This is a genomic window from Myxococcus dinghuensis, assembly GCF_024198235.1.
In the GTDB taxonomy this organism is placed as follows: Bacteria; Myxococcota; Myxococcia; order Myxococcales; family Myxococcaceae; genus Myxococcus; species Myxococcus dinghuensis.
Genome location: NZ_JAKCFB010000019.1, coordinates 139324 through 157690, shown reverse-complemented (window position 1 = coordinate 157690; position 18367 = coordinate 139324). Strand labels below are relative to the sequence as shown.

Annotated in this window: 15 protein-coding genes; 8 read left to right on the top strand and 7 right to left on the bottom strand. The window is 71.1% G+C overall.

Annotated features, from left to right (window positions below):
• Positions 1 to 80: 80 nt before the first annotated feature.
• The 3 genes from LZ198_RS24405 to ggt form a co-directional block, all read right to left on the bottom strand.
• Positions 81 to 2120 (bottom strand): M3 family metallopeptidase, encoded by a 2040-nt coding sequence (locus tag LZ198_RS24405; protein ID WP_407667460.1) that lies wholly within the window; start codon positions 2118 to 2120, stop codon positions 81 to 83.
• 190 nt (positions 2121 to 2310) lie between these two features.
• Entirely contained in the window at positions 2311 to 3093 is a 783-nt protein-coding gene (locus tag LZ198_RS24400) for a TatD family hydrolase (RefSeq protein ID WP_253974431.1), read from the bottom strand.
• 5 nt (positions 3094 to 3098) lie between these two features.
• Positions 3099 to 4808: a gamma-glutamyltransferase gene (gene ggt, locus LZ198_RS24395; protein WP_253974453.1), complete on the bottom strand. Its 1710-nt coding sequence runs from the start codon at positions 4806 to 4808 to the stop codon at positions 3099 to 3101.
• A gap of 338 nt (positions 4809 to 5146) precedes the next feature.
• On the opposite strand from ggt, the gene LZ198_RS24390 reads away from it, so the two are divergent.
• From LZ198_RS24390 to glmS, 3 genes are all read left to right on the top strand, one after another.
• A complete protein-coding gene (locus tag LZ198_RS24390; RefSeq protein ID WP_253974430.1) occupies positions 5147 to 5353 on the top strand; it encodes a hypothetical protein in 207 nt (68 codons plus the stop codon).
• Positions 5353 to 6762, top strand: a complete 1410-nt coding sequence (gene glmU, locus LZ198_RS24385; RefSeq protein ID WP_253974452.1) for a bifunctional UDP-N-acetylglucosamine diphosphorylase/glucosamine-1-phosphate N-acetyltransferase GlmU — start codon at positions 5353 to 5355, stop codon at positions 6760 to 6762. Before LZ198_RS24390 ends, glmU begins: the two co-directional genes overlap by 1 nt.
• Before the next feature lie 108 nt (positions 6763 to 6870).
• Positions 6871 to 8706 carry a glutamine--fructose-6-phosphate transaminase (isomerizing) gene (gene glmS / locus LZ198_RS24380; RefSeq protein WP_253974429.1) on the top strand — a complete coding sequence of 612 codons (1836 nt, stop codon included), beginning with the start codon at positions 6871 to 6873 and terminating at the stop codon, positions 8704 to 8706.
• A gap of 88 nt (positions 8707 to 8794) precedes the next feature.
• Here glmS and LZ198_RS24375 read toward each other — a convergent pair whose 3' ends face one another.
• The 4 genes from LZ198_RS24375 to LZ198_RS24360 are packed head-to-tail and all read right to left on the bottom strand — an operon-like array spanning position 8795 to position 10792.
• Positions 8795 to 9226: a hypothetical protein gene (locus LZ198_RS24375; RefSeq protein WP_253974428.1), complete on the bottom strand. Its 432-nt coding sequence runs from the start codon at positions 9224 to 9226 to the stop codon at positions 8795 to 8797.
• The gene (locus LZ198_RS24370) at positions 9223 to 9717 is read right to left on the bottom strand and encodes a DUF3106 domain-containing protein (protein WP_253974427.1); all 495 of its coding nucleotides are present in this window, start codon (positions 9715 to 9717) and stop codon (positions 9223 to 9225) included. Before LZ198_RS24370 ends, LZ198_RS24375 begins: the two co-directional genes overlap by 4 nt.
• Entirely contained in the window at positions 9714 to 10193 is a 480-nt protein-coding gene (locus tag LZ198_RS24365) for an anti-sigma factor family protein (RefSeq protein ID WP_253974426.1), read from the bottom strand. The genes LZ198_RS24370 and LZ198_RS24365 overlap by 4 nt, the downstream gene beginning before the upstream one ends.
• A complete protein-coding gene (locus LZ198_RS24360) occupies positions 10190 to 10792 on the bottom strand; it encodes an RNA polymerase sigma factor (protein WP_253974425.1) in 603 nt (200 codons plus the stop codon). Before LZ198_RS24360 ends, LZ198_RS24365 begins: the two co-directional genes overlap by 4 nt.
• A gap of 152 nt (positions 10793 to 10944) precedes the next feature.
• Here LZ198_RS24360 and LZ198_RS24355 point away from each other — a divergent pair, with 152 nt between their 5' ends.
• The 5 genes from LZ198_RS24355 to LZ198_RS24335 all read left to right on the top strand — a co-directional run bounded on the left by LZ198_RS24355 (position 10945) and on the right by LZ198_RS24335 (position 18353).
• Positions 10945 to 11652 (top strand): hypothetical protein, encoded by a 708-nt coding sequence (locus tag LZ198_RS24355; RefSeq protein WP_253974424.1) that lies wholly within the window; start codon positions 10945 to 10947, stop codon positions 11650 to 11652.
• A 112-nt stretch (positions 11653 to 11764) separates the two neighbouring features.
• Positions 11765 to 12853, top strand: coding sequence for a recombinase RecA (recA, locus tag LZ198_RS24350; protein ID WP_253974423.1), 1089 nt, complete (start codon positions 11765 to 11767; stop codon positions 12851 to 12853).
• 219 nt (positions 12854 to 13072) lie between these two features.
• A complete protein-coding gene (locus LZ198_RS24345; RefSeq protein WP_253974422.1) occupies positions 13073 to 15229 on the top strand; it encodes an alkaline phosphatase D family protein in 2157 nt (718 codons plus the stop codon).
• A 129-nt stretch (positions 15230 to 15358) separates the two neighbouring features.
• Positions 15359 to 15892, top strand: a complete 534-nt coding sequence (locus LZ198_RS24340; protein ID WP_253974421.1) for a GNAT family N-acetyltransferase — start codon at positions 15359 to 15361, stop codon at positions 15890 to 15892.
• A gap of 46 nt (positions 15893 to 15938) precedes the next feature.
• Positions 15939 to 18353, top strand: coding sequence for a Tex family protein (locus LZ198_RS24335; RefSeq protein WP_253974420.1), 2415 nt, complete (start codon positions 15939 to 15941; stop codon positions 18351 to 18353).
• Positions 18354 to 18367: the final 14 nt, after the last annotated feature.

Sequence of the window (18367 nt, the reverse complement as noted above, 5' to 3'; positions counted from 1 at the left end):
CGGTTTGACGGATTCACAACATCTGGGGCCTCGCGATTCACATCGCGGGGCCCCTTCCATTTACAGGGCGGGCGGCCCGCTCAGCGCCCCTCCACCCAGCGGGTATAGGCGTCGAAGGCGTAGTCGCGCTGGAGGAAGTCGTGGACCAGATCCGCGGCGTCGCGCGAGCCGCCGGGGGCCAGCACCGTGTCGCGGTAGCGGCGCGCCGTGGAGGTGTCCATGACGCCGTGGGCCTGGAAGGGCGTGAACAGGTCCTTCGCGATGACGAGCGACCAGAGGTACGTGTAGTAGAGCGCCGAGTAGTCGCCGTCGAGCTGGGTGAAGGAGAGGTGGACGTACGTGTCGTCCACGGCCCGGAAGGGCAGGAAGCGCTCCTGGAGCGCGCGCACGCGCGAGGCCGTCTGAGGCCCCTCCGGCGCGGTGCCGTCGTGGAGCTGGAGGCTGACGGCGGCGTAGAAGAGCTGCTGGCGCACCCACAGGGCCTTGCCGAAGGCGTCCGCGCGGCGCATCCGGACGATGGTGTCCGCGGGCAGCACCGCCCCGGTGTCGATGTGGCGCGCGAAGCGCTGGAGCGACTCCGCGCGCCAGGCCCACTCCTCCATCAACTGGGCGGGCGCCTCGATGAAGTCCACCTCCGTGCGCGAGCCGGACACGCCCGCCCAGCGCGTGCGACCGCCGAGCAGGTGGTGCAGCAGGTGGCCGAACTCGTGGAAGAAGGTGCGGACCTCCGAGTGCTGCAGCAGCGCGGGCCTCGCGCCGGGCCGGGGGAAGTTGCACGTCAGCACGGCCTCCGGCAGGGAGCGGCCGGCGCGGCCCACCGCGAGGTCCCACTGCGCCGCGTGGGTGTACTTGTTGGGGCGCGGGTGCATGTCCAGGTAGAAGCGCCCGCGCAGCACGTCCCCCTCGTAGACGTCGTAGACCTCCACGTCCGGGTGCCAGACGGGCACGTCCCGCACGCGGCGGTAGGTGAGCCCGAACAGCCGCGCGGTGATGTCCAGCACGCCGTGCTTCACGCGCGTGTATTCGAAGTAGGGGCGCAGCGCGCGCGAGTCGAGCTGGAAGCGCTCCGCGCGCACCCGGTCCTCCAGCCACGACTGCTCCCACGGCTCCACGCGCTCGGCGCCCGGCTCGTCGCGCCGCTTGCGCTCCAGCAGCGCCGCGTACTCGTCGCGCATGCGCCCGGACACCGTCGAGGCCAGCTTCTCGATGAAGGCCGAGGCCGCCGCCTGGCTGCGCACCATCTTGTCCTCGGCGGCGTAGGCCGCCCAACTGGGGTAGCCCAGGACGGAGGCCAGCTCGTGCCGCGTCTCCAGCATGTGCGTCAGCGTGTCCACGTTGCTCGGGTGGCCCCGGCGGCGCGACAGCCGCCACAGCGCCTCGCGCGTGCGCGTGTCCCTGGCGTACGTCATGAAGGGCCCGTAGTCCGCGGTGTTCGTGCCCACGCGCACCAGGCCGTCCGGTCCAGGCGGATGGGCGCGCACGTAGTCGTCCGGCAGCCCCTCCAGCGCGTCCGGGGCGACCTCCAACTGGCGCACGTCCTCGATGATGTGCCGGCTGAACTCCTGCCCCAGCAGGATGAGGCGCTCCTGGAGCGCGCGCACCCGCTCCCGCGTCGCCTCGTCCCGGTTCACGCCCGCGCGGCGGAACCCGCGCAGCACCCGCTCCACCCAGTGCCGCGTGGCCGCGTCCTGGCCCTCCAGCGGCAGCGCCGCCAGCGCGTCGTAGACGCGGCGGTCCAGCGAGAAGTCCGTGCGCGCGCGCTCCGCCTCCAGCTCGCACTCCTCCGCCGCCGCGCGGAAGCCCGCGTCCGGGTGCACGCTGGCCCCGGTGCCCGAGCGGCCCACCGCGTCATCCAGCAACGCGATGGCGTCGTCGTACAGCGTCAACGCCTCCACCGTGGGCAGCGCGGCGGCGGGCCGCGTCAGCCGCGTCACCGCCTCCCGCGCCCGCTCCAGGTCCCGCCGGCAGACCTCCGAGAAGTGCTCCGGCGTGGCGCTGAGCAACTGCCCCGCGTCCGGGGAGAGCGCCTCCGTCTGCCCCCTCCCGGCGGGCAGCCGCGCCGAAGGGCGGGCGCACCCCGTGAACAGGACGACGACGGCGATGACGAGCGTGGAACGCAAGGGCCCTCCCGATACGGGGTGACGAAGCGACGACGGCCCCCCAGGGGATTTCCCGTACGCGCTTCCGGCAGGAATGACGGACAGGGGCTTGTTTTGTTGCAATATTTCGTTCTAGTTGAAAACTGCCGTCCAGACACGCTCTCGCGGGGAGGCGGGCGGTGCGGGCGGAGTCAATGGGTGTCCGGACGGCTCAGGCCGCCACCTGGAAGAAGCGGGAGGCGTTGTCGCGGGCGACGCGGCGGACGATGCGCTCGGAGAGGTTGGCCTTGGCCAGGAGGTTGGCCACGCGGGCCAGGCCGAGGATGTCGCCGGCGCCGTCTCCCGCGTCGGAGTCGAGCACCAGCCGCTCGCTGCCGAGCCGGCGCACCAGGGCCACGGCGCGCTCGGCCGCGAGCGCCTCCGGGTGCAGGGTGAGGCCGGCCCAGTGGCCCACCTCGAGGATGGTGCGCACGGTGCGCGCGCTGGCGTGGTCCACGAGCACGCGCGAGGGCACGACGCCGGACTGCTTGAGCAGCGTGAGGATGCGGCGGGTGTGGCGCTCCTTGTCGGTCAGCGGCGTGTGGACGATGACGCGCAGCTTCAGGCGCCGGGCCAGGGCCAACTGCTCCAGGAACGCCTCCTCCTCCTCCTCGCCGCCCGCGTGCAGGCCCGTCTCGCCCAGCGCCACGACGCGGCCGCCCTGGAAGTAGTCGGGCAGGGCGGAGAGGACCTCGGACAGGCCGCGCCGGGGGATGCAGCGCGGGTGGACGCCCAGGGCCGCCCAGGCGCGGATGCCCACGCGCTCCAGGCGGGGCAACTGGCGCTCCACCAGGTCGTCGAAGTGGCGCAGCAGCGCCTTGGACGTGGGCTCCGGGAAGTGGTGCGCGACGACGAGCGCCCGCTCCACCCCGAAGAAGCGCATCGACTCCAGGTCCTGGTCGCTCAGGCCCTCGGGGTGCAGGTGCGCGTCGAAGATGGGGAGGGGCTCGGCCACGGCGCTCAGTCCTGTCCCAGGGCCATGCCCTCGTTGCGAGGGTCGCTCGCGGAGAAGCGCAGGCCCGTCGTCGGGTCCACGTACACCGCCTCCGCGTCCCCCCACTGCTCCACGCGTCGCACCTGGTGCCCCTTGGTCTGCAGCGTGGTCAGCGTGGCCGGCTCCAGTCCGAACCTGTCCACCCACAGCTCGTCGGGGAGGTACTGGTGGTGCACGCGGCCCTCGTTCACCGCGCGCGCCACGTCCATGCCGCCGTCCACGACGTTGCTGATGACCTGGATGACGGTGGTGGGGATGGTGGAGCCGCCCGGGCTGCCCACCGCGAGCAGGACCTTCTTGGGGTCCTCCTTGCTGAACACCAGCGTGGGGGACATGGAGGACTGGGGCACCTTGCCCGGGTGGACGGCGTTGGGCTCGCCCGTGACGAGCCCGTACGCGTTGGGCACGCCCGGCTGCGCGGCGAAGTCGTCCATCTCGTCGTTGAGCAGCACGCCGGTGCCCTTGGCGACGACGCACGAGCCGAAGCTGTAGTTGATGGTCGTCGTCATCGCCACCGCGTTGCCGTCCTTGTCCACGACGGAGATGTGCGTGGTGTTCTTGCGCTCCGGCTCCGGCGTCAACGGACCCGGCGCCTCGCGCAGCGTGGAGCCCTGGCCCGCGTTGGCCTGCGGCAGCAGCGACAGGCTGGGCGTGGCCTTCTTCGGGTCGATGGAGCCCGCCAGGTCCGCGATGTGGCCCGGCGACACCAGCCGCGCGGTGGGCACGTCCGAGAAGTCCGGGTCGCCCAGGTACTTGGCGCGGTCCACGTACGCGCGCCGCACCGCCTCCACGTAGAGGTGCAGCGCCTCCGGGTCGCGGAAGGCGAAGCCCTGGGGCCGCAGCTGCTCCAGCGCGCCCAGCACCTGGAGCACCGCCACGCCGCCCGCGCTGGGCGGGGGCATGGTGAGGATGCGGTGGCCGCGGTAGTGGCCCTCCAGCGCCTCGCGCGGGCGCGTCTTGTACGTCGCCAGGTCCTCCAGCGTCAGCAGGCCGCCGCCCGCCTTCACCGTGTCGACGACGGCCTGGGCCACCGCGCCCGAATAGAAGCCCTTGGCGCCGCGCTGGGAGAGCGTCGTCAGCGTGCGCGCCAGCTCCGGCTGCTTCACGAGGTGGCCCACCGGCGGCACGTCCGGCTCGCCCTGCGCGTTCTTCACCAGGAACAGCCGCGAGGCCTCCGGGTCCTTGCGCAGGCACTCCAACCGCCCGGTGGCCATGGCGCGGTAGCGCGGCGTCACCCACAGCCCCTTGCGCGCCGCCTCGATGGCCGGCGCCAGCACCACGGCGCGCGGCAGCTTGCCGTGCTTCTCGAGCAGCTCCAGGTAGCCGGCCACCGCCCCCGGCACCGCCACGCTCAGCGCGCCGTCCGTGGACAGGCCCGGCACCACCTTGCCGTCCCGGAGATACATGTCCCGCGTGGCCGCCCTGGGCGCCACCTCGCGGAAGTCCAGCACCCGCGTCTGGCCGCCCTTCCCGTCGTGCACCAGGGCGAAGCCGCCGCCACCCACGCCGGAGTGGTACGGACCCACCACCGCCGCCACGAACGCCGCCGCCACCGCGGCGTCCACCGCGTTGCCGCCCTTGTCCAGCATCTTCAGCGCGGCCTCGCTCGCCGCCGGATACGCCGTGGCCACCGCGCCGCCCCGGTAGGGCCGCGCCGCGTGCGCCACGCACGCCATCAGCACCACCGCCACGGCCAGCACCCGAACCGCCACCCCCGTCCGCCTCACGCCAGGGACGTGCTTCTCGACGCTCGTGTCGTTCACGAATCCAGCCCTCCTCGGGCCGCAATCAATACCTTGTCACTGGCTTTCCGCGTGGCGGGTGTGTTACCCGGCGGACACTTACCCACACCTCAGGGCCGGGACTCGGGGGCGCCTCACCGACTACACCTCTCCCGGTATGCACGAACTGTCCGCACCGGGCCATGATTTCAACTCGGCAGAATTTTTCCTCTTGGATTGTTTTTCGAGAGGGTGCATCCTTCCCCCATCATGAAGCGAGTCTGGGGGAGCCCATGAGCACGTCGGCCACGCGCGAGAAGACGCCGCGACCCGGGTCGGTCCCACCCTCCGGGCGGGTCACGCTCTTCCTCAAGCCCAGCTTCGGCATCACCGTGAAGAGCAATGCGTTGTGTGTGGCGGTCAGCGCGAAGCCGCAACCCGAGAACACCTCCGAGGCTTCGGAGCCCCGCGCGGTTGACGACTCGATTCGCTGTCCCTAATCCTCCGCCGCATGACAGCTCTGTCGGCGGTGGTGCTGTGTGCGGGCAAGGGCACGCGGATGAAGTCGGAGAAGGCGAAGGTCCTTCACGCGATTCTCGGCAAGCCCCTGTGTGCGTATCCCCTGAAGCGAGCCCTCGAGCTCGGCGCCTCCCTGGTGGTGCCGGTGGTGGGGCACCAGGCTGAAAGTGTCGAGAAGTCGGTCCGGGGACACTTCCCCGGAGCGCCCCTGCGCTTCGCGCTCCAGAAGGAGCAACGGGGCACGGCCGACGCGGTCCGCGCGGCCGAGGAGTCCCTGAAGGGGTTCTCCGGGCGGGTGCTCATCCTCTACGGCGACGTGCCGCTCTTGCGGCGCGAGACGCTGGAGGCGCTGCTGGCCGCGCACGACCGGGCGGGAGGCAAGCTGGCGTTGGTGTCCACGGTGCTCGAGGACCCCACCGGCTACGGCCGCATCCTGCGCGAGGGCGGCAAGGTGGTCCGGGTGGTGGAGCAGAAGGACGCCACGCCGGAGCAGCGCGCCATCCGCGAGTGCAACGCGGGCATCTACTCCGTCGACGCCGACTTCCTGTGGAAGGCCCTGGCGCAGATAAAGCCGAACAACGCCCAGGGTGAGTACTACCTGACGGACCTGGTGGAGCTGGCGGCCCGCGAGGGGCCGGTGGGCACGGTGGAGGGGGACGCCACGGAGACGGCGGGCGTGAATGATCGCGTCGAGCTGGCCGCGCGCGCCAAGGTGCTCCAGCGGCGCATCAACCAGGCGCACATGCGCGCCGGCGTGACGCTGGTGGACCCGGACACGACGTTCATCGACGAGGACGTGGTGGTCGGCGCCGACACCGAGGTGGGTCCCGGCGTGGTGCTGTCCACGGGGACGGTGGTGGGTCGCAACGTCGTCATCGGACCGGGGTGCGTGGTGACGGCCTCCACGGTGGCGGACGGCACGACACTCAAGCCCTACTCCGTGCTGGAGGAGGCGCGCGTGGGCGAGCGGAACATCATCGGCCCGTTCTCCCGCCTGCGTCCCGGAACGGAGCTGGCAGAGGATGTGCATCTGGGCAACTTCGTGGAGACGAAGAAGGCGCAGATCGGCAAGGGGTCCAAGGCCAACCACCTGACTTATCTGGGGGACGCCAAGGTGGGGGCTGGCTGCAACATCGGCGCGGGCACCATCACCTGTAACTATGACGGGGTGAACAAGAGCCTGACCGAGCTGGGCGATGGGGTCTTCATCGGCTCCGACACCCAGCTGGTGGCGCCGGTGACGGTGGGGGATGGGGCGTACGTGGGGGCGGGGACCACGGTGACGAAGAATGTGCCGCCGGGAAGCCTCGCTGTGTCACGCGCGCCACAGGTGACGAAGGAAGGCTGGGTGGCGGCGAAGAAGGCGCGTCGCGCGGCGAAGGGTGGTTGAGCGCGGCGTGGCTCTTGCTTGGGGGACGGCCTGACAGCCGTCTCCGGAGAAGTATGGGTATCCCTCGGTTTGCTCCGGCGGGCGCGGGCGTGAGAGAGAGGTCTGAATATGTGCGGGATCGTTGGTTACGTCGGTGACAAGGAGTCTGCTCCCATCCTCGTTTCGGGCCTGAAGAAGCTCGAGTACCGGGGATATGACTCGGCGGGTGTGGCGGTGGTGAGCCGCAACCAGCTCAACGTGGTGCGCGCGACGGGCAAGCTGCGCAACCTCGAGAACCGGGTGGTGGCGGACCAGCCGCAGGGCACCATCGGCATCGGCCACACGCGCTGGGCGACGCACGGCCGTCCCTCCGACGAGAACGCGCATCCTCACACGTACAAGAACGTCGCGGTGGTGCACAACGGCATCATCGAGAACCACCTGGCGCTCAAGGAGCAGCTTCGCGCCCGGGGCCACGTCTTCTCGTCGGAGACGGACACGGAGGTGTTCGCGCACCTCATCTCCGACCAGTTGGAGCAGGGCAAGGACCTGCCGGACGCGGTGCGCGGCGCCATCGAGCAGGTGAAGGGCACGTACGCGCTGGCGGTGGTGACGGCGGCGGACCCCAACCGCATCGTGTGCACGAAGAACGCGTCGCCCATGGTGCTGGGCCTGGGTGAGGGGCAGAACTTCATCGCCAGCGACGTGCCGGCGGTGCTCGAGCACACGCGCGACTTCGTCTACATGGAGGAGGGCGACCTGGCCATCGTCAGCGCCTCCCGCGTGGACATCTACAACCGCCAGGGCCAGCAGGTGAACCGGCCCACCCGCCGCATCGACTGGACGCCGATGATGGCGGAGAAGGGCGGCCACAAGCACTTCATGCACAAGGAGATCTGGGAGCAGCCCCGCGCGGTCGCGGACACGCTGCGCGGCCGGATGCTCCTGACCGAGGGTGACGTCCACTTCGAGGGCTGGAACCTGACGCCGGAGAAGGTGCGCTCGCTGAGCAAGATCACCCTGCTCGCGTGCGGCACGTCGTGGCACTCGGGCATCGCCGGCAAGCACATGATCGAAACGCTGGCGCGCCTGCCGGTGGAGGTGGAGTTGGCGAGCGAGTTCCGCTACCGCGACCCCATCGTGGACGCGTCGCACCTGGCCATCGCCATCAGCCAGTCCGGCGAGACGGCGGACACGCTGGCGGCGTTCAAGGAGGCCAAGTCGCGCGGGGCCTCGGCGATGGCCATCTGCAACGTCATCGGCAGCGCGATGACGCGCGAGGCGGAGTTCTCCGTCCTGACGAACGCGGGGCCGGAGATCGGCGTGGCGTCCACCAAGGCGTTCACCACGCAACTGGTCGCGCTGTACCTGCTGGCGGTCAAGCTGGGCCGCATGCGCGGCACCCTCTCCGTGAAGGCGGCGCAGGAGCACCTGACGCACCTGACCGAGATTCCGAAGATGATCGAGGACGTGCTCAAGTGCGAGCCGACCGTCAAGCGCGTGGCGCGTGAGTTCATGAACGCGCAGGACTTCCTCTTCCTGGGCCGCGGCCCCATGCACCCGGTGGCGCTGGAGGGCGCGCTCAAGCTGAAGGAGATCTCCTACATCCACGCGGAGGGTTACGCGGGTGGCGAGATGAAGCACGGCCCCATCGCGCTCATCGACGAGAAGATGCCCGTCGTGGTCATCGCGCCGAAGCAGCCGCACGTGGCCTACGAGAAGATCATCGGCAACATCGAGGAGGTCCGCGCGCGGGGCGGCAAGGTCATCGCCGTCATCGACGAGGACGACGCGCAGGTGGGCGGGCTGGCCGACCACGTCATCCGGATTCCGGCCGCGTGCGCGCTGCTGGCGCCGGTGGTGGCCACCATCCCGCTGCAGTTGCTCGCGTACCACGTGGCGGAGATGCGCGGGAACGACGTGGACCAGCCGCGCAACCTCGCCAAGAGCGTGACGGTGGAGTAGCGCGCCCGACCCGCGACGCGGGGTGAAGCACCGAAGCCCGGGCACCTCCTCCGAGGGACCCGGGCTTCGTCGTTCCCGCGGACCGGCGTCAGTCCTGGGCGGACAGCTCGAGGAGCACCTCCAGGTCCTCGGCCGCGTCCATGCTCTCCAGGAGCTCCAGCTCCTCCACCACCTCGCGGTCCTCCTCGGACAGTTGGGGCGCGGGGCGGTGGGATTCGCCGCGGGCCGGCGGCTTGGCGGGGAGCGGCGGTGGGGGCGGTGTGTCGGAGCCGGGGCGCGCCTGCTGCTGCGCGAGCACGGACGGCGCGGTGAGGTCCCTCCGTGCCGGCTCGCGGAGGCTGGACCTGGACGATGCGGCGAGGTCCGGCCGTCCCGGCTCGGAGAGGCCGGGCACAGGCGGTGTGGCGAGGGCGTCCCGTCTTGGAGACAGGCTCCCGTCGCCCACCGCCGCTGCCCGTGCGGACGCCGGCATGGCTCCGGCGACCGCGACGAGCAGCCACATCCAGGCGGCGCGGCTCACCGGCGGCGCCTCTCGCGCACGCGCTCGCGCAGCTCCTGCCGCTGCTCCGGCGTCATCTGCCGCCAGCGGCGCATGTTCTCCATCATCTGCTCGCGCTTGTCCGGGTTCTCCCGCATCCAGGCGCGCATCCGCTCGCGCATCGCCGTGCGCCGCTCCGGGTCCATCTGCCGCAGCTCGCGGGCCTGCTCGCGCAACACCTTCCGCTCGGCGGGGCTGAGCTTGCGCAGCTCGCGCTGGTTGGCCCGCAGGCGCTCGCGCTCCTCGGGAGGCAGCTTGCGCCAGCGCTCCATGTTGCCGCGGATGCGGACCTGCTCGTCGCGGGGCAGCGCCTTGAACTCACGCAGCTTCGCGCGCAGCGCGTCCTTCTGCTCCGGCGTCATCTTCTCGAAGCGCTCGGCCGCCGTCAGCGGGCGCTCCGTCTCCGCGCGCGCCGTCGCGCCCGTCAGCAGCGCCACTCCCAACCCCAGCGTCACCCATGCCCGCGCGTTCATTGCGCCACCTCCAGCTCGTGGAGGCTCGCCACGACCTCCAGGTCGTCCGCGTCGTCGAGCCCGACGAGCTCGTAGTCCTCGACCAGCTCCAGGTTCGCCACCAGCTCCATCTCCGTCGCGTCCTCCAACTCCTCCGGCAGCGCCTCCCGCGCCGGCCCCCCCACCACCAGCGCCAGCCCCACCGCCGCGGCCAGCCCCGCCGAGGGCACCAGCACCGCCGGACGCCACCACGCCTTCAGCCGCTCCCACCAGGGGACGGGCAGCGCGTCCAGCCTCGCCAGCACCGCGCGCCGCGTGTCCGCCGACGGCGCGAAGTCCGGCAGCTCCGCCAGCCGCGCCACCGCGTGCCGCAGGAGGCCCTCCGTCGCGCGGCAGCCGGCGCAGGTGCCCAGGTGGGCCTCCACCTGCGCGCGCCGGGCGGCGGGCAGCTCCTCGTCCACGTAGGCGGTGAGGTCTTCCTCGAAATGACAGCTCATGCCCTGCTCCTCGCGGGGACCGCGCCCGCCTGCAGCTCTTCAATCCTTCGCGCCACCGCCAGCGTCGCGCGGTGGATGAGGCTCTTCACCGCGGACTCGCTCGCCTCCAGCACCTCCGCGATGTCCCGGTACGCCATGCCCTCGAAGCGGCACATGGTGAAGGCCGCGCGCTCCCGGGCACTCAGGTCCCGCAGCGCCTCGCCCACCACCCGCTCCAGCTCCCGCCCCGCCAGCGCCTGGTCCGGCCTGTCCCCGTCCGGGCCCGCCATCTCCACCGCGCCGGCCTCATCCCCCTCCGGGGTCTCCATGGACGTGTGGGCCACCCGGTACTCTCCGCGCCGGACCTCGTTGAGGCAGTGGTTGGTGGCGACCCGGAACAGGAACGTCTTGAAGCGCGCGGTGGGCTGGTACGCCTTCGCGTTGCGGTAGAGCTTCACGAAGATGTCCTGCGTCAGCTCCTCCGCGCGCTCCCGGTCCCCCACGAAGCGGAAGGCGAAGCGCGCCACGCTCGCATGGTAGCGGTCGAACAGCCAGGCGAACGCCCGGCGGTCCCCCGCGGCCACCTTCAGCATCGCCTGTGCGTCCGAATCCTCGTCCACGGTGTCCTTCAACCCGGGAGCCCGCCAGAAGTTGCGCGCCGCCCTTCGCTTTGAATCGCGACCGGGGCCGTGGGTACAGTCTCCCCGTGTCGGACGCCTCTCGCACCCACCCTCCCAGGCCCCTCCCGGACGGCGCTCCGGACGAGGAGCGCGTGACCGACCTGGCCGCCTGGGCCCCCGCCGTCACCGAGCCACCTCCCATCTCCACACCCCGGGTGGAGCTGCCGCTGCCCGTCCTCGTCCACGTGGAGCAGGCCCTCCGGGCCCCGGAGCCGGAGCGCGCCGAGGCCGCCACCCGCCTGAACGAGGTCCTGGCGCGGATGGCGACCGGCGACGGGGGACGGCAGGTGGCGGACACCCTCCACCAACTGCTGGGCGGAGGCCGGCTGGAGGGGCTGGTGGACGCGCAGGGCCGCTCGTGCCGCGCGGTCGCCGTGGAGGCGCTGCTCTGCCTGGGGTTCCCCTACGCCCTGGAGGTGGAGCCCGACGACCTCAAGCACCTGCGCGCCAACAAGGCGATGCACTCCTCCGGCCCCCGGATGGCGCTCGACATCGGCCGCGGGGTGCCCGCCATCGTCTTCGGCGCGGGCGTCGTCGCCCAGGTCGTGGAGGAGGTGCTGCGCAAGGGGCCGGTGGAGGATGGGGTGACCGTGCAGGTGGGCTTGTCCGCGCTCGCCATGCTGGCCTTGTGGCTTGCCCCACCGGGGACTCCCGTGTACCGGGTGGGCTTCAGCCTGCTGGCCCTGGTGGCCGGCTGCGGGCTGCTGCTGGCCCTGGGGTCCACCGGGATTTCGGGGGGCGTGTGGGTGGGTGTAGCCGCCATGGTGGCCGCCCTCCTGGCTGCTCTGCGCAAGGGCTGACCGGCAGGACGCAACAAGGATGTCAGAGGGGTGGACTAGGGTCTACCCATCGCGTACTAAAAGCGCGTTCAGGTGAGCCGGGGTGGCTCGCCAATACAAGGAGCCGAGAGAAATGGCCGTGAATCAGGAGAAGGAAAAGGCGATCGAGCTGGCGATGTCCGCGGTGGAGCGCCAGTTCGGCAAGGGGTCCATCATGCGGCTCGGCAACGACGAGCCGCTGATGCGGGACGTTCAGGCCATTTCGACGGGGTCCATCTCGCTGGACATCGCGCTGGGCGTGGGTGGCGTCCCCAAGGGCCGCATCATCGAGATCTTCGGCCCGGAGTCCTCCGGCAAGACGACGCTCTGCCTCCACATCGTCGCGGAGGCCCAGAAGCGCGGCGGCATCTGCGGGTACGTGGACGCCGAGCACGCGCTGGACGTGGGCTACGCGCGCAAGCTGGGCGTGCGCACGGACGACCTGCTCCTGAGCCAGCCGGACACCGGTGAGCAGGCGCTGGAGATCGCCGAGATGCTGGTCCGCTCGGGCGCCATCGACGTGCTGGTGGTCGACTCCGTGGCGGCGCTCGTCCCCAAGGCGGAGCTCGAGGGCGAGATGGGCGACGCGCACATGGGCGTGCAGGCCCGCCTGATGAGCCAGGCGTTGCGCAAGCTGACCGGCACCATCGCCAAGAGCCAGACGTGCGTCATCTTCATCAACCAGATCCGCATGAAGATCGGCGTGATGTTCGGCAACCCGGAGACGACGACGGGCGGTAACGCGCTGAAGTTCTACGCGTCGCAGCGCCTGGACATCCGCCGCATCGGCGCCATCAAGAACGGCGAGAATGTGGTGGGCAGCCGCACCCGCGTGAAGGTGGTGAAGAACAAGGTCGCGCCTCCCTTCAAGGAGGTGGAGTTCGACATCATGTACGGCACGGGCATCTCCCGTGAGGGCGACCTCATCGACCTGGCCTCCAACGACAACATCGTGGAGAAGAGCGGCAGTTGGTTCTCCTTCAACGGGGAGCGCATCGGCCAGGGCCGGGAGAACGCGAAGGACTACCTCAAGGAGCACCCGGAGGTGGCTCGCGACATCGAGTCGCGCGTGCTGGAGAAGTACGGCATCGCGAAGGGCCAGGCCGCCGCGGCGCCCGCCGCCGAGGAGGCCCCCGCAGAGGGCGCGAGCGAGAAGCGCCAGCGCGTGAAGGCCGTGAAGTAGCCGGCGACGCCCTCCTCCGGCGTCCAGGACCTGGGGTCGTCCTCCCATGCGGGCAGGGCGGCCCCTGTTTCTTTTCGACGTGTTTCGACAGGCGCCAATGCCTGACACGTCGCGTTGTGGCTTGGGCGTGGCGGGGATGTTGCCGGGCGGACGGATGGGCGCCTTAGACTCCGCGCGCGCGGCTTCTTGAGGCCGTGCTCAAACCCCTGGGGTCCCGCCTTGTTCGACAGACAGACTCGCCGCACCTTCCTGCAGGCCGTGGTGGCCGTCGCGGCCAGCACCACGTTCGGGTGCTCGGACGACAAGCCGTCCGCGGATGGCTCGTCGTACTTCCCTCAGTCGGTGGCGTCGGGGGACCCGCGTCCGGACAGCGTGGTGCTGTGGGTCCGCGCGGTGGACCCCGACAACGCGAGCGCCAACGCGCCGGTGCGGCTGGAGGTGGCCACCACGGCGGAGTTCACCAGCCTGGTGTTGGACCGGAGCTTCACGGCGCTGGCGGAGCACGACCATGCACTGAAGGTGAAGGTGACGAACCTGTCGCCGCGCACCACGTACTACTACCGCTTCACCCTGGAGGTGGGCGGCACGAAGTACACGTCGGCCACGGGGCGCACCCGCACGGCGCCCGCGGCGGGTGACGACGTGGCGGTGCGCTTCGCGTTCGCGAGCTGCCAGGACTACATCGGCCGCTACTACAACGCCTGGCAGCGGCTGCTGCAGCTCGACGAGGACCTGGACTTCGTCGTGTTCCTCGGCGACTACGTGTACGAGACGACGGGCGACACGTCCTTCCAGTCCGCCAACGGCCAGCGCACGGTGGTGTTCAGCGAGCCGGAGAAGGCGCTTCGACAGGGCACCGGCCTGGCGGCGTTCTATGCGGCCAACTCGCTGTCCAACTACCGCGACCTGTACAAGGCGGTCCGCTCGGACAAGCTCATCCAGCAGGTGCACGAGCGCTATCCGTTCATCGTCACCTGGGACGACCACGAGTTCTCCGACGACGCCTGGGGCGCCAACGCCACGTACCTGGACGGGCGCGCCCCCGAGGAGCAACTGGAGCGCAAGCAGAACGCGGAGCGGGCCTTCTTCGAGTTCATCCCCCTGGACAACACCGGGGCGGGCGAGGGCGCCATCGACGTGGGCGCGGCGCCGGTGTTCCCCAACACGCGCATCTACCGCGACTTCGAGTTCGGCAAGAACCTGAAGCTGATGGTGGCCGACTACCGCACGTACCGTCCGGACCACCTCATCCCGGAGGACGCGTATCCGGGTTCGGTGGTGCTCGCGCAGGAGGTACTGGCGGTCGTCGGCGCGCTGCCGCTGTTCCAGTCCGCCACGTTCGCCTACGTGGACATCGACGCGGCGGAGCACGCGGCGCAGAAGGCGGCGCTCCAGGGCGCGTACGTGCAGGGCGCCATGGCCGCGGGCCTCACGCAGGCGGAGGCCACGGAAAAGGTGGCCGTCTGGGTGAAGGGGCCGCAGGCGCTCTTCTACGTCAACCAGGTGCTGGACGCGGTCAACAAGGCGCGGGTGGCGGCGGGCGCGCAGCCCATCCCGAAGTTCGACCCGAACGGCGCGAAGCGCGGCGTGGCCTACGCGCACATGGGCAAGAGCTCCCTCTTCAACATCCAGGGCTCGCGCTACATCGTCGTGAAGCCCCTCTTCGACCTGTACGCGCAGATCCGCTACGGCGCGACGCAGGGGGCGAGCGAGAACGCGCTGGGCACCGAGCAGCAGACGTGGCTCCAGACGCAGCTTCAGGCGACGAACACGTGGAAGATCGTCGTCAGCTCCGTGTCGCTGTCGTCCATGGTGTTCGACCTGTCGCAGAAGACGGACATCCCGGACGAGACGCTGCGCCAGGCCTTCTACTTCAGCGTGGACCAGTGGGACGGCTTCCCCACGAAGAAGAAGGAGCTGCTGGGCTACATCCGCTCCAACAACATCAAGAACGCGATGTTCATCTCCGGCGACATCCACGCGTCCTTCGCGTCCGTGGAGTCGCATGACGCGACCGTGCCCGGCGGCGTGCCCACGCTGACGGCCCCGGCCATCACCTCCGGCTCCATCAAGGAGCTGGCGGGCATGGCGCTGCTGGGCGCGGGCTACGCGCAGGGCAGCGCGGTGTACAAGTACATCGTCGCGCAGCTCAACGAGTCGCTCATGGCGGCCAACCCGGGCATGCGCTACGCCAACGGCGACGCGCACGGCTTCGTGGTGGTGGAGCTCAAGGGCGCCCAGGCGCAGGCGTCCTTCCACCTCATCCCCAGCACGGAGGTGGCCAAGGACTACTCGAAGCGCGACGGCGAGGAGCTGGCGTCGAAGTTCACGCGCGTGGACTTCCGCATCGCCAACGAGGACATCACGCGCCTGTAGTCCGGGCGTCGTGGAACACCTCGCCAGCCGGGCGGGGTGACGAGGGCCGCGCCGGGAGAGGGAGCCGCGAGGGGCCGCCCCTTTTTCCGGTGGCGGCCCTCCGTCTTCCGGGCGTAAGGGGAGCGGTCCATGAGCCCCTCCGACCTCCGCCTCGTCCCGGCGCGCGTGGAGCATGTCGACTTCTGGATGGCGCTGCGCGCGGAGCCCGCGGCCCGGCGCTTCGTGGACACCGAGGACGACTCGCGCGAGGCGCTGGTGCGGCGCGTGCTGGAGGCGGGGCCGCTGGGCGCGCCCCGGGTGAAGGGCTTCCGCTGGTTCGTCGAGTACGGCGGCGCGCTCGTGGGCACCGTGTCCACGCGGGACGTGTCGCGCGAGCACGGCCGGGCCCAGGTGGGCTACATGCTGTCCCAGGCGTACCACGGGCGGGGGTTGGGCTCGCGCGCGGTGGCGATGATGCTGGAGGAGGTCTTCCAGCTGCCCTTCCTCCAGCGGCTGTGGCTGACGACGCTGTCGGAGAACCTGGCGTCGCAGGGCGTGGCGCGCAACGTGGGCTTCACCCTGGAGGGCACGATGCACGCGCATTGCGTGCTCCATGGTGAACGCAAGGACCAGCAATTCTGGGGCCTGTCGCGCCGGACATGGGAGGCGCGGCGGGGCGGGTGACGTGGGCTGGGAGCGGCGTGGGGACCGGGTTATAGAAACGCTCGCCATGCACTCCTACGCCGCTGAGCTGTCTCGAGAGCTGGGCCTCCGGCCCGAGCAGGTGGACCGCGTCCTCGCGCTGAACGCCGAGGGCGCCACCGTTCCCTTCATCGCGCGCTACCGCAAGGAAGCCACCGGAGGGCTGGACGAGGTCCAGATCCAAACCATCCTCGACCGGACCACGGAGCGCGAGGAGCTGGACGCGCGCCGCGAGACCATCCTCCGCTCCATCGAGGAGCAGGGGAAGCTCACGCCGGCGCTGGAGAAGGCGCTGAAGGCGGCCCGTACGCGCACGGAGCTGGAGGACCTGTACCTGCCCTACCGGCCCAAGCGCCGCACCCGCGCGGCCATTGCCCGGGAGCGCGGGCTGGAGCCCCTGGCGGACCTGTTGTGGAAGCAGGAGGGGCGCAAGGGCGAGGACGCGGACGCGCGCGTGCGCCCGTTCGTGGACGCGGAGAAGGAGGTCCCGGACCTGGCGGCGGCGCTGGCGGGCGCGCGCGACATCTGCGCGGAGCGGGTGGCCGAGGACGCGGGGCTGCGCCGCGAGGCGCGCGACGTGTGCACGAAGCGCGGCGCGCTGCGCTCGGACGTGGTGCCGGCGAAGAAGGGCGAGCCCACCAAGTTCGAGAACTACTACGGCCACGAGGAGCCGCTGTCCCAGGCGCCCTCGCACCGCGTGCTGGCGCTCCTGCGCGGCGAGGAGGAGGGCGTGCTGAAGGTGAAGCTCGCCATGCCGGACGACGAGGTGACGGCGCTGCTCGCCTCGCGCGTGGTGACGAAGCCGCAGTCGCTGTTCTCGCAGGAGCTGCGCGCGGCGGTGGAGGACGGCTGGGAGCGGCTGATGGGGCCGTCGCTGGAGTCGGAGCTGCGCGCGGAGCTGAAGGAGCGCGCGGACAAGGGCGCCATCGGCGTGTTCGGGGAGAACCTGCGCCACCTGCTGCTCACGCCGCCCGCGGGCGCCCGCGCGGTGCTCGCGCTGGACCCGGGCCTGCGCACCGGCATCAAGCTGGCGATGCTCGACAACACGGGCACGGTGGTGGAGACGCTGACGCTCTACTCGGAGCGCAGCGCGGACGAGCGGGCGCGCGCGGCGAAGCTGCTGTCCGCGGTGGTGCAGAAGCACAAGCCGGAGCTCATCGCGGTGGGCAACGGCACCGGCAGCCGCGAGGCGGAGGGCTTCGTGCGCGACACGCTCAAGGCGCTGGGGGCCAACGTGCCCGTGGTGTCGGTGAGCGAGCAGGGCGCGTCCGTGTACTCGGCGTCCGAGGTCGCGCGCGACGAGTTCCCGGAGATGGACGTCAGCCTGCGCGGCGCGGTGTCGATTGGCCGCCGCCTCCAGGACCCGCTGGCGGAGCTGGTGAAGATCGACCCCAAGAGCATCGGCGTGGGGCAGTACCAGCACGACGTGGACCAGGGGCTGCTCAAGAAGAAGCTGGGCGAGGTGGTGGACAGTTGCGTGAACGCGGTGGGCGTGGACGTGAACACCGCGTCGCCGCAGTTGTTGGAGCACGTCTCCGGCGTGGGGCCGTCGCTGGCGAAGAAGCTGGTGGCGCACCGCGCGTCGAAGGGGCGCTTCACCACGCGCCGCGAGCTCTTGAAGGTCAGCGGCCTGGGGCCCAAGACGTTCGAGCAGGCCGCGGGCTTCCTGCGCGTGCACGGGCCGCACCCGCTGGACGCGAGCGCGGTGCACCCGGAGCGCTACGACGTCGTCGAGCGGATGGCGAAGGACCTGGGCGTGGAGGTGGGCGCGCTCGTGGGCAACAGTGGACTGGTGCGGCGCATCGACCCGAAGCGCTACCTGGGCCCGGACCTGGGTGAGCTGACGCTCCAGGACATCCTCGCGGAGCTGGAGAAGCCCAGCCGCGACCCGCGCGGTGACTTCACGGCGCCGGTGCTGCGCGACGACCTGCGCACGCTGGAGGACGTGAAGGAGGGCATGGTGCTCCAGGGCGTGGTGACGAACGTCACCGCGTTCGGCGCGTTCGTCGACGTGGGCGTGCACCAGGACGGCCTCGTCCACGTGTCGCAGTTGTCCACGAAGTTCGTGAAGGACCCGTCGGAGGTGGTGAAGGTCGGGGACCGGCTGTCGGTGCGCGTGCTCACCGTGGACCTGGCGCGTAAGCGCCTGGCCCTGTCCGTGCGCGCGGTGCAGGAGGGCTCCGCGGCGCAGCCCTCGGGGCGTCCCTCCGTGGGGGGCGCGACGGGCGCGGGCCGCATGACGGACCGCGGCGGCGGCGCGGGCACGCGTCCCCAGGGCGGCTCGGGGGGACGGGGGGGCCCGGCGCCGCGTCAGCAGGGCGCGGGCTCCAGCGCGTCGTCGAGCGGGCAGCGCCCGTCGTCCGGTGGGTCCAATGCTTCCGGCTCGGGTGACAAGAAGGGGCCGGAGCCCTTCAACAACCCGTTCCGCAACTTGAAGCGCTGAAGTCCTGGGCAGGG

What these genes read in the sequence shown, in the direction of transcription:
- ggt (WP_253974453.1), bottom strand. Translation starts at nt 4,808, where the DNA reads ATGGCGTGCGTGGCGCACGCGGCGCGGCCCTACCGGGGCGGCGCGGTG.
- LZ198_RS24390 (WP_253974430.1), top strand. Translation starts at nt 5,147, where the DNA reads ATGAGCACGTCGGCCACGCGCGAGAAGACGCCGCGACCCGGGTCGGTC.
- glmS (WP_253974429.1), top strand. Translation starts at nt 6,871, where the DNA reads ATGTGCGGGATCGTTGGTTACGTCGGTGACAAGGAGTCTGCTCCCATC.
- LZ198_RS24370 (WP_253974427.1), bottom strand. Translation starts at nt 9,717, where the DNA reads ATGAACGCGCGGGCATGGGTGACGCTGGGGTTGGGAGTGGCGCTGCTG.
- LZ198_RS24365 (WP_253974426.1), bottom strand. Translation starts at nt 10,193, where the DNA reads ATGAGCTGTCATTTCGAGGAAGACCTCACCGCCTACGTGGACGAGGAG.
- recA (WP_253974423.1), top strand. Translation starts at nt 11,765, where the DNA reads ATGGCCGTGAATCAGGAGAAGGAAAAGGCGATCGAGCTGGCGATGTCC.
- LZ198_RS24340 (WP_253974421.1), top strand. Translation starts at nt 15,359, where the DNA reads ATGAGCCCCTCCGACCTCCGCCTCGTCCCGGCGCGCGTGGAGCATGTC.
- LZ198_RS24335 (WP_253974420.1), top strand. Translation starts at nt 15,939, where the DNA reads ATGCACTCCTACGCCGCTGAGCTGTCTCGAGAGCTGGGCCTCCGGCCC.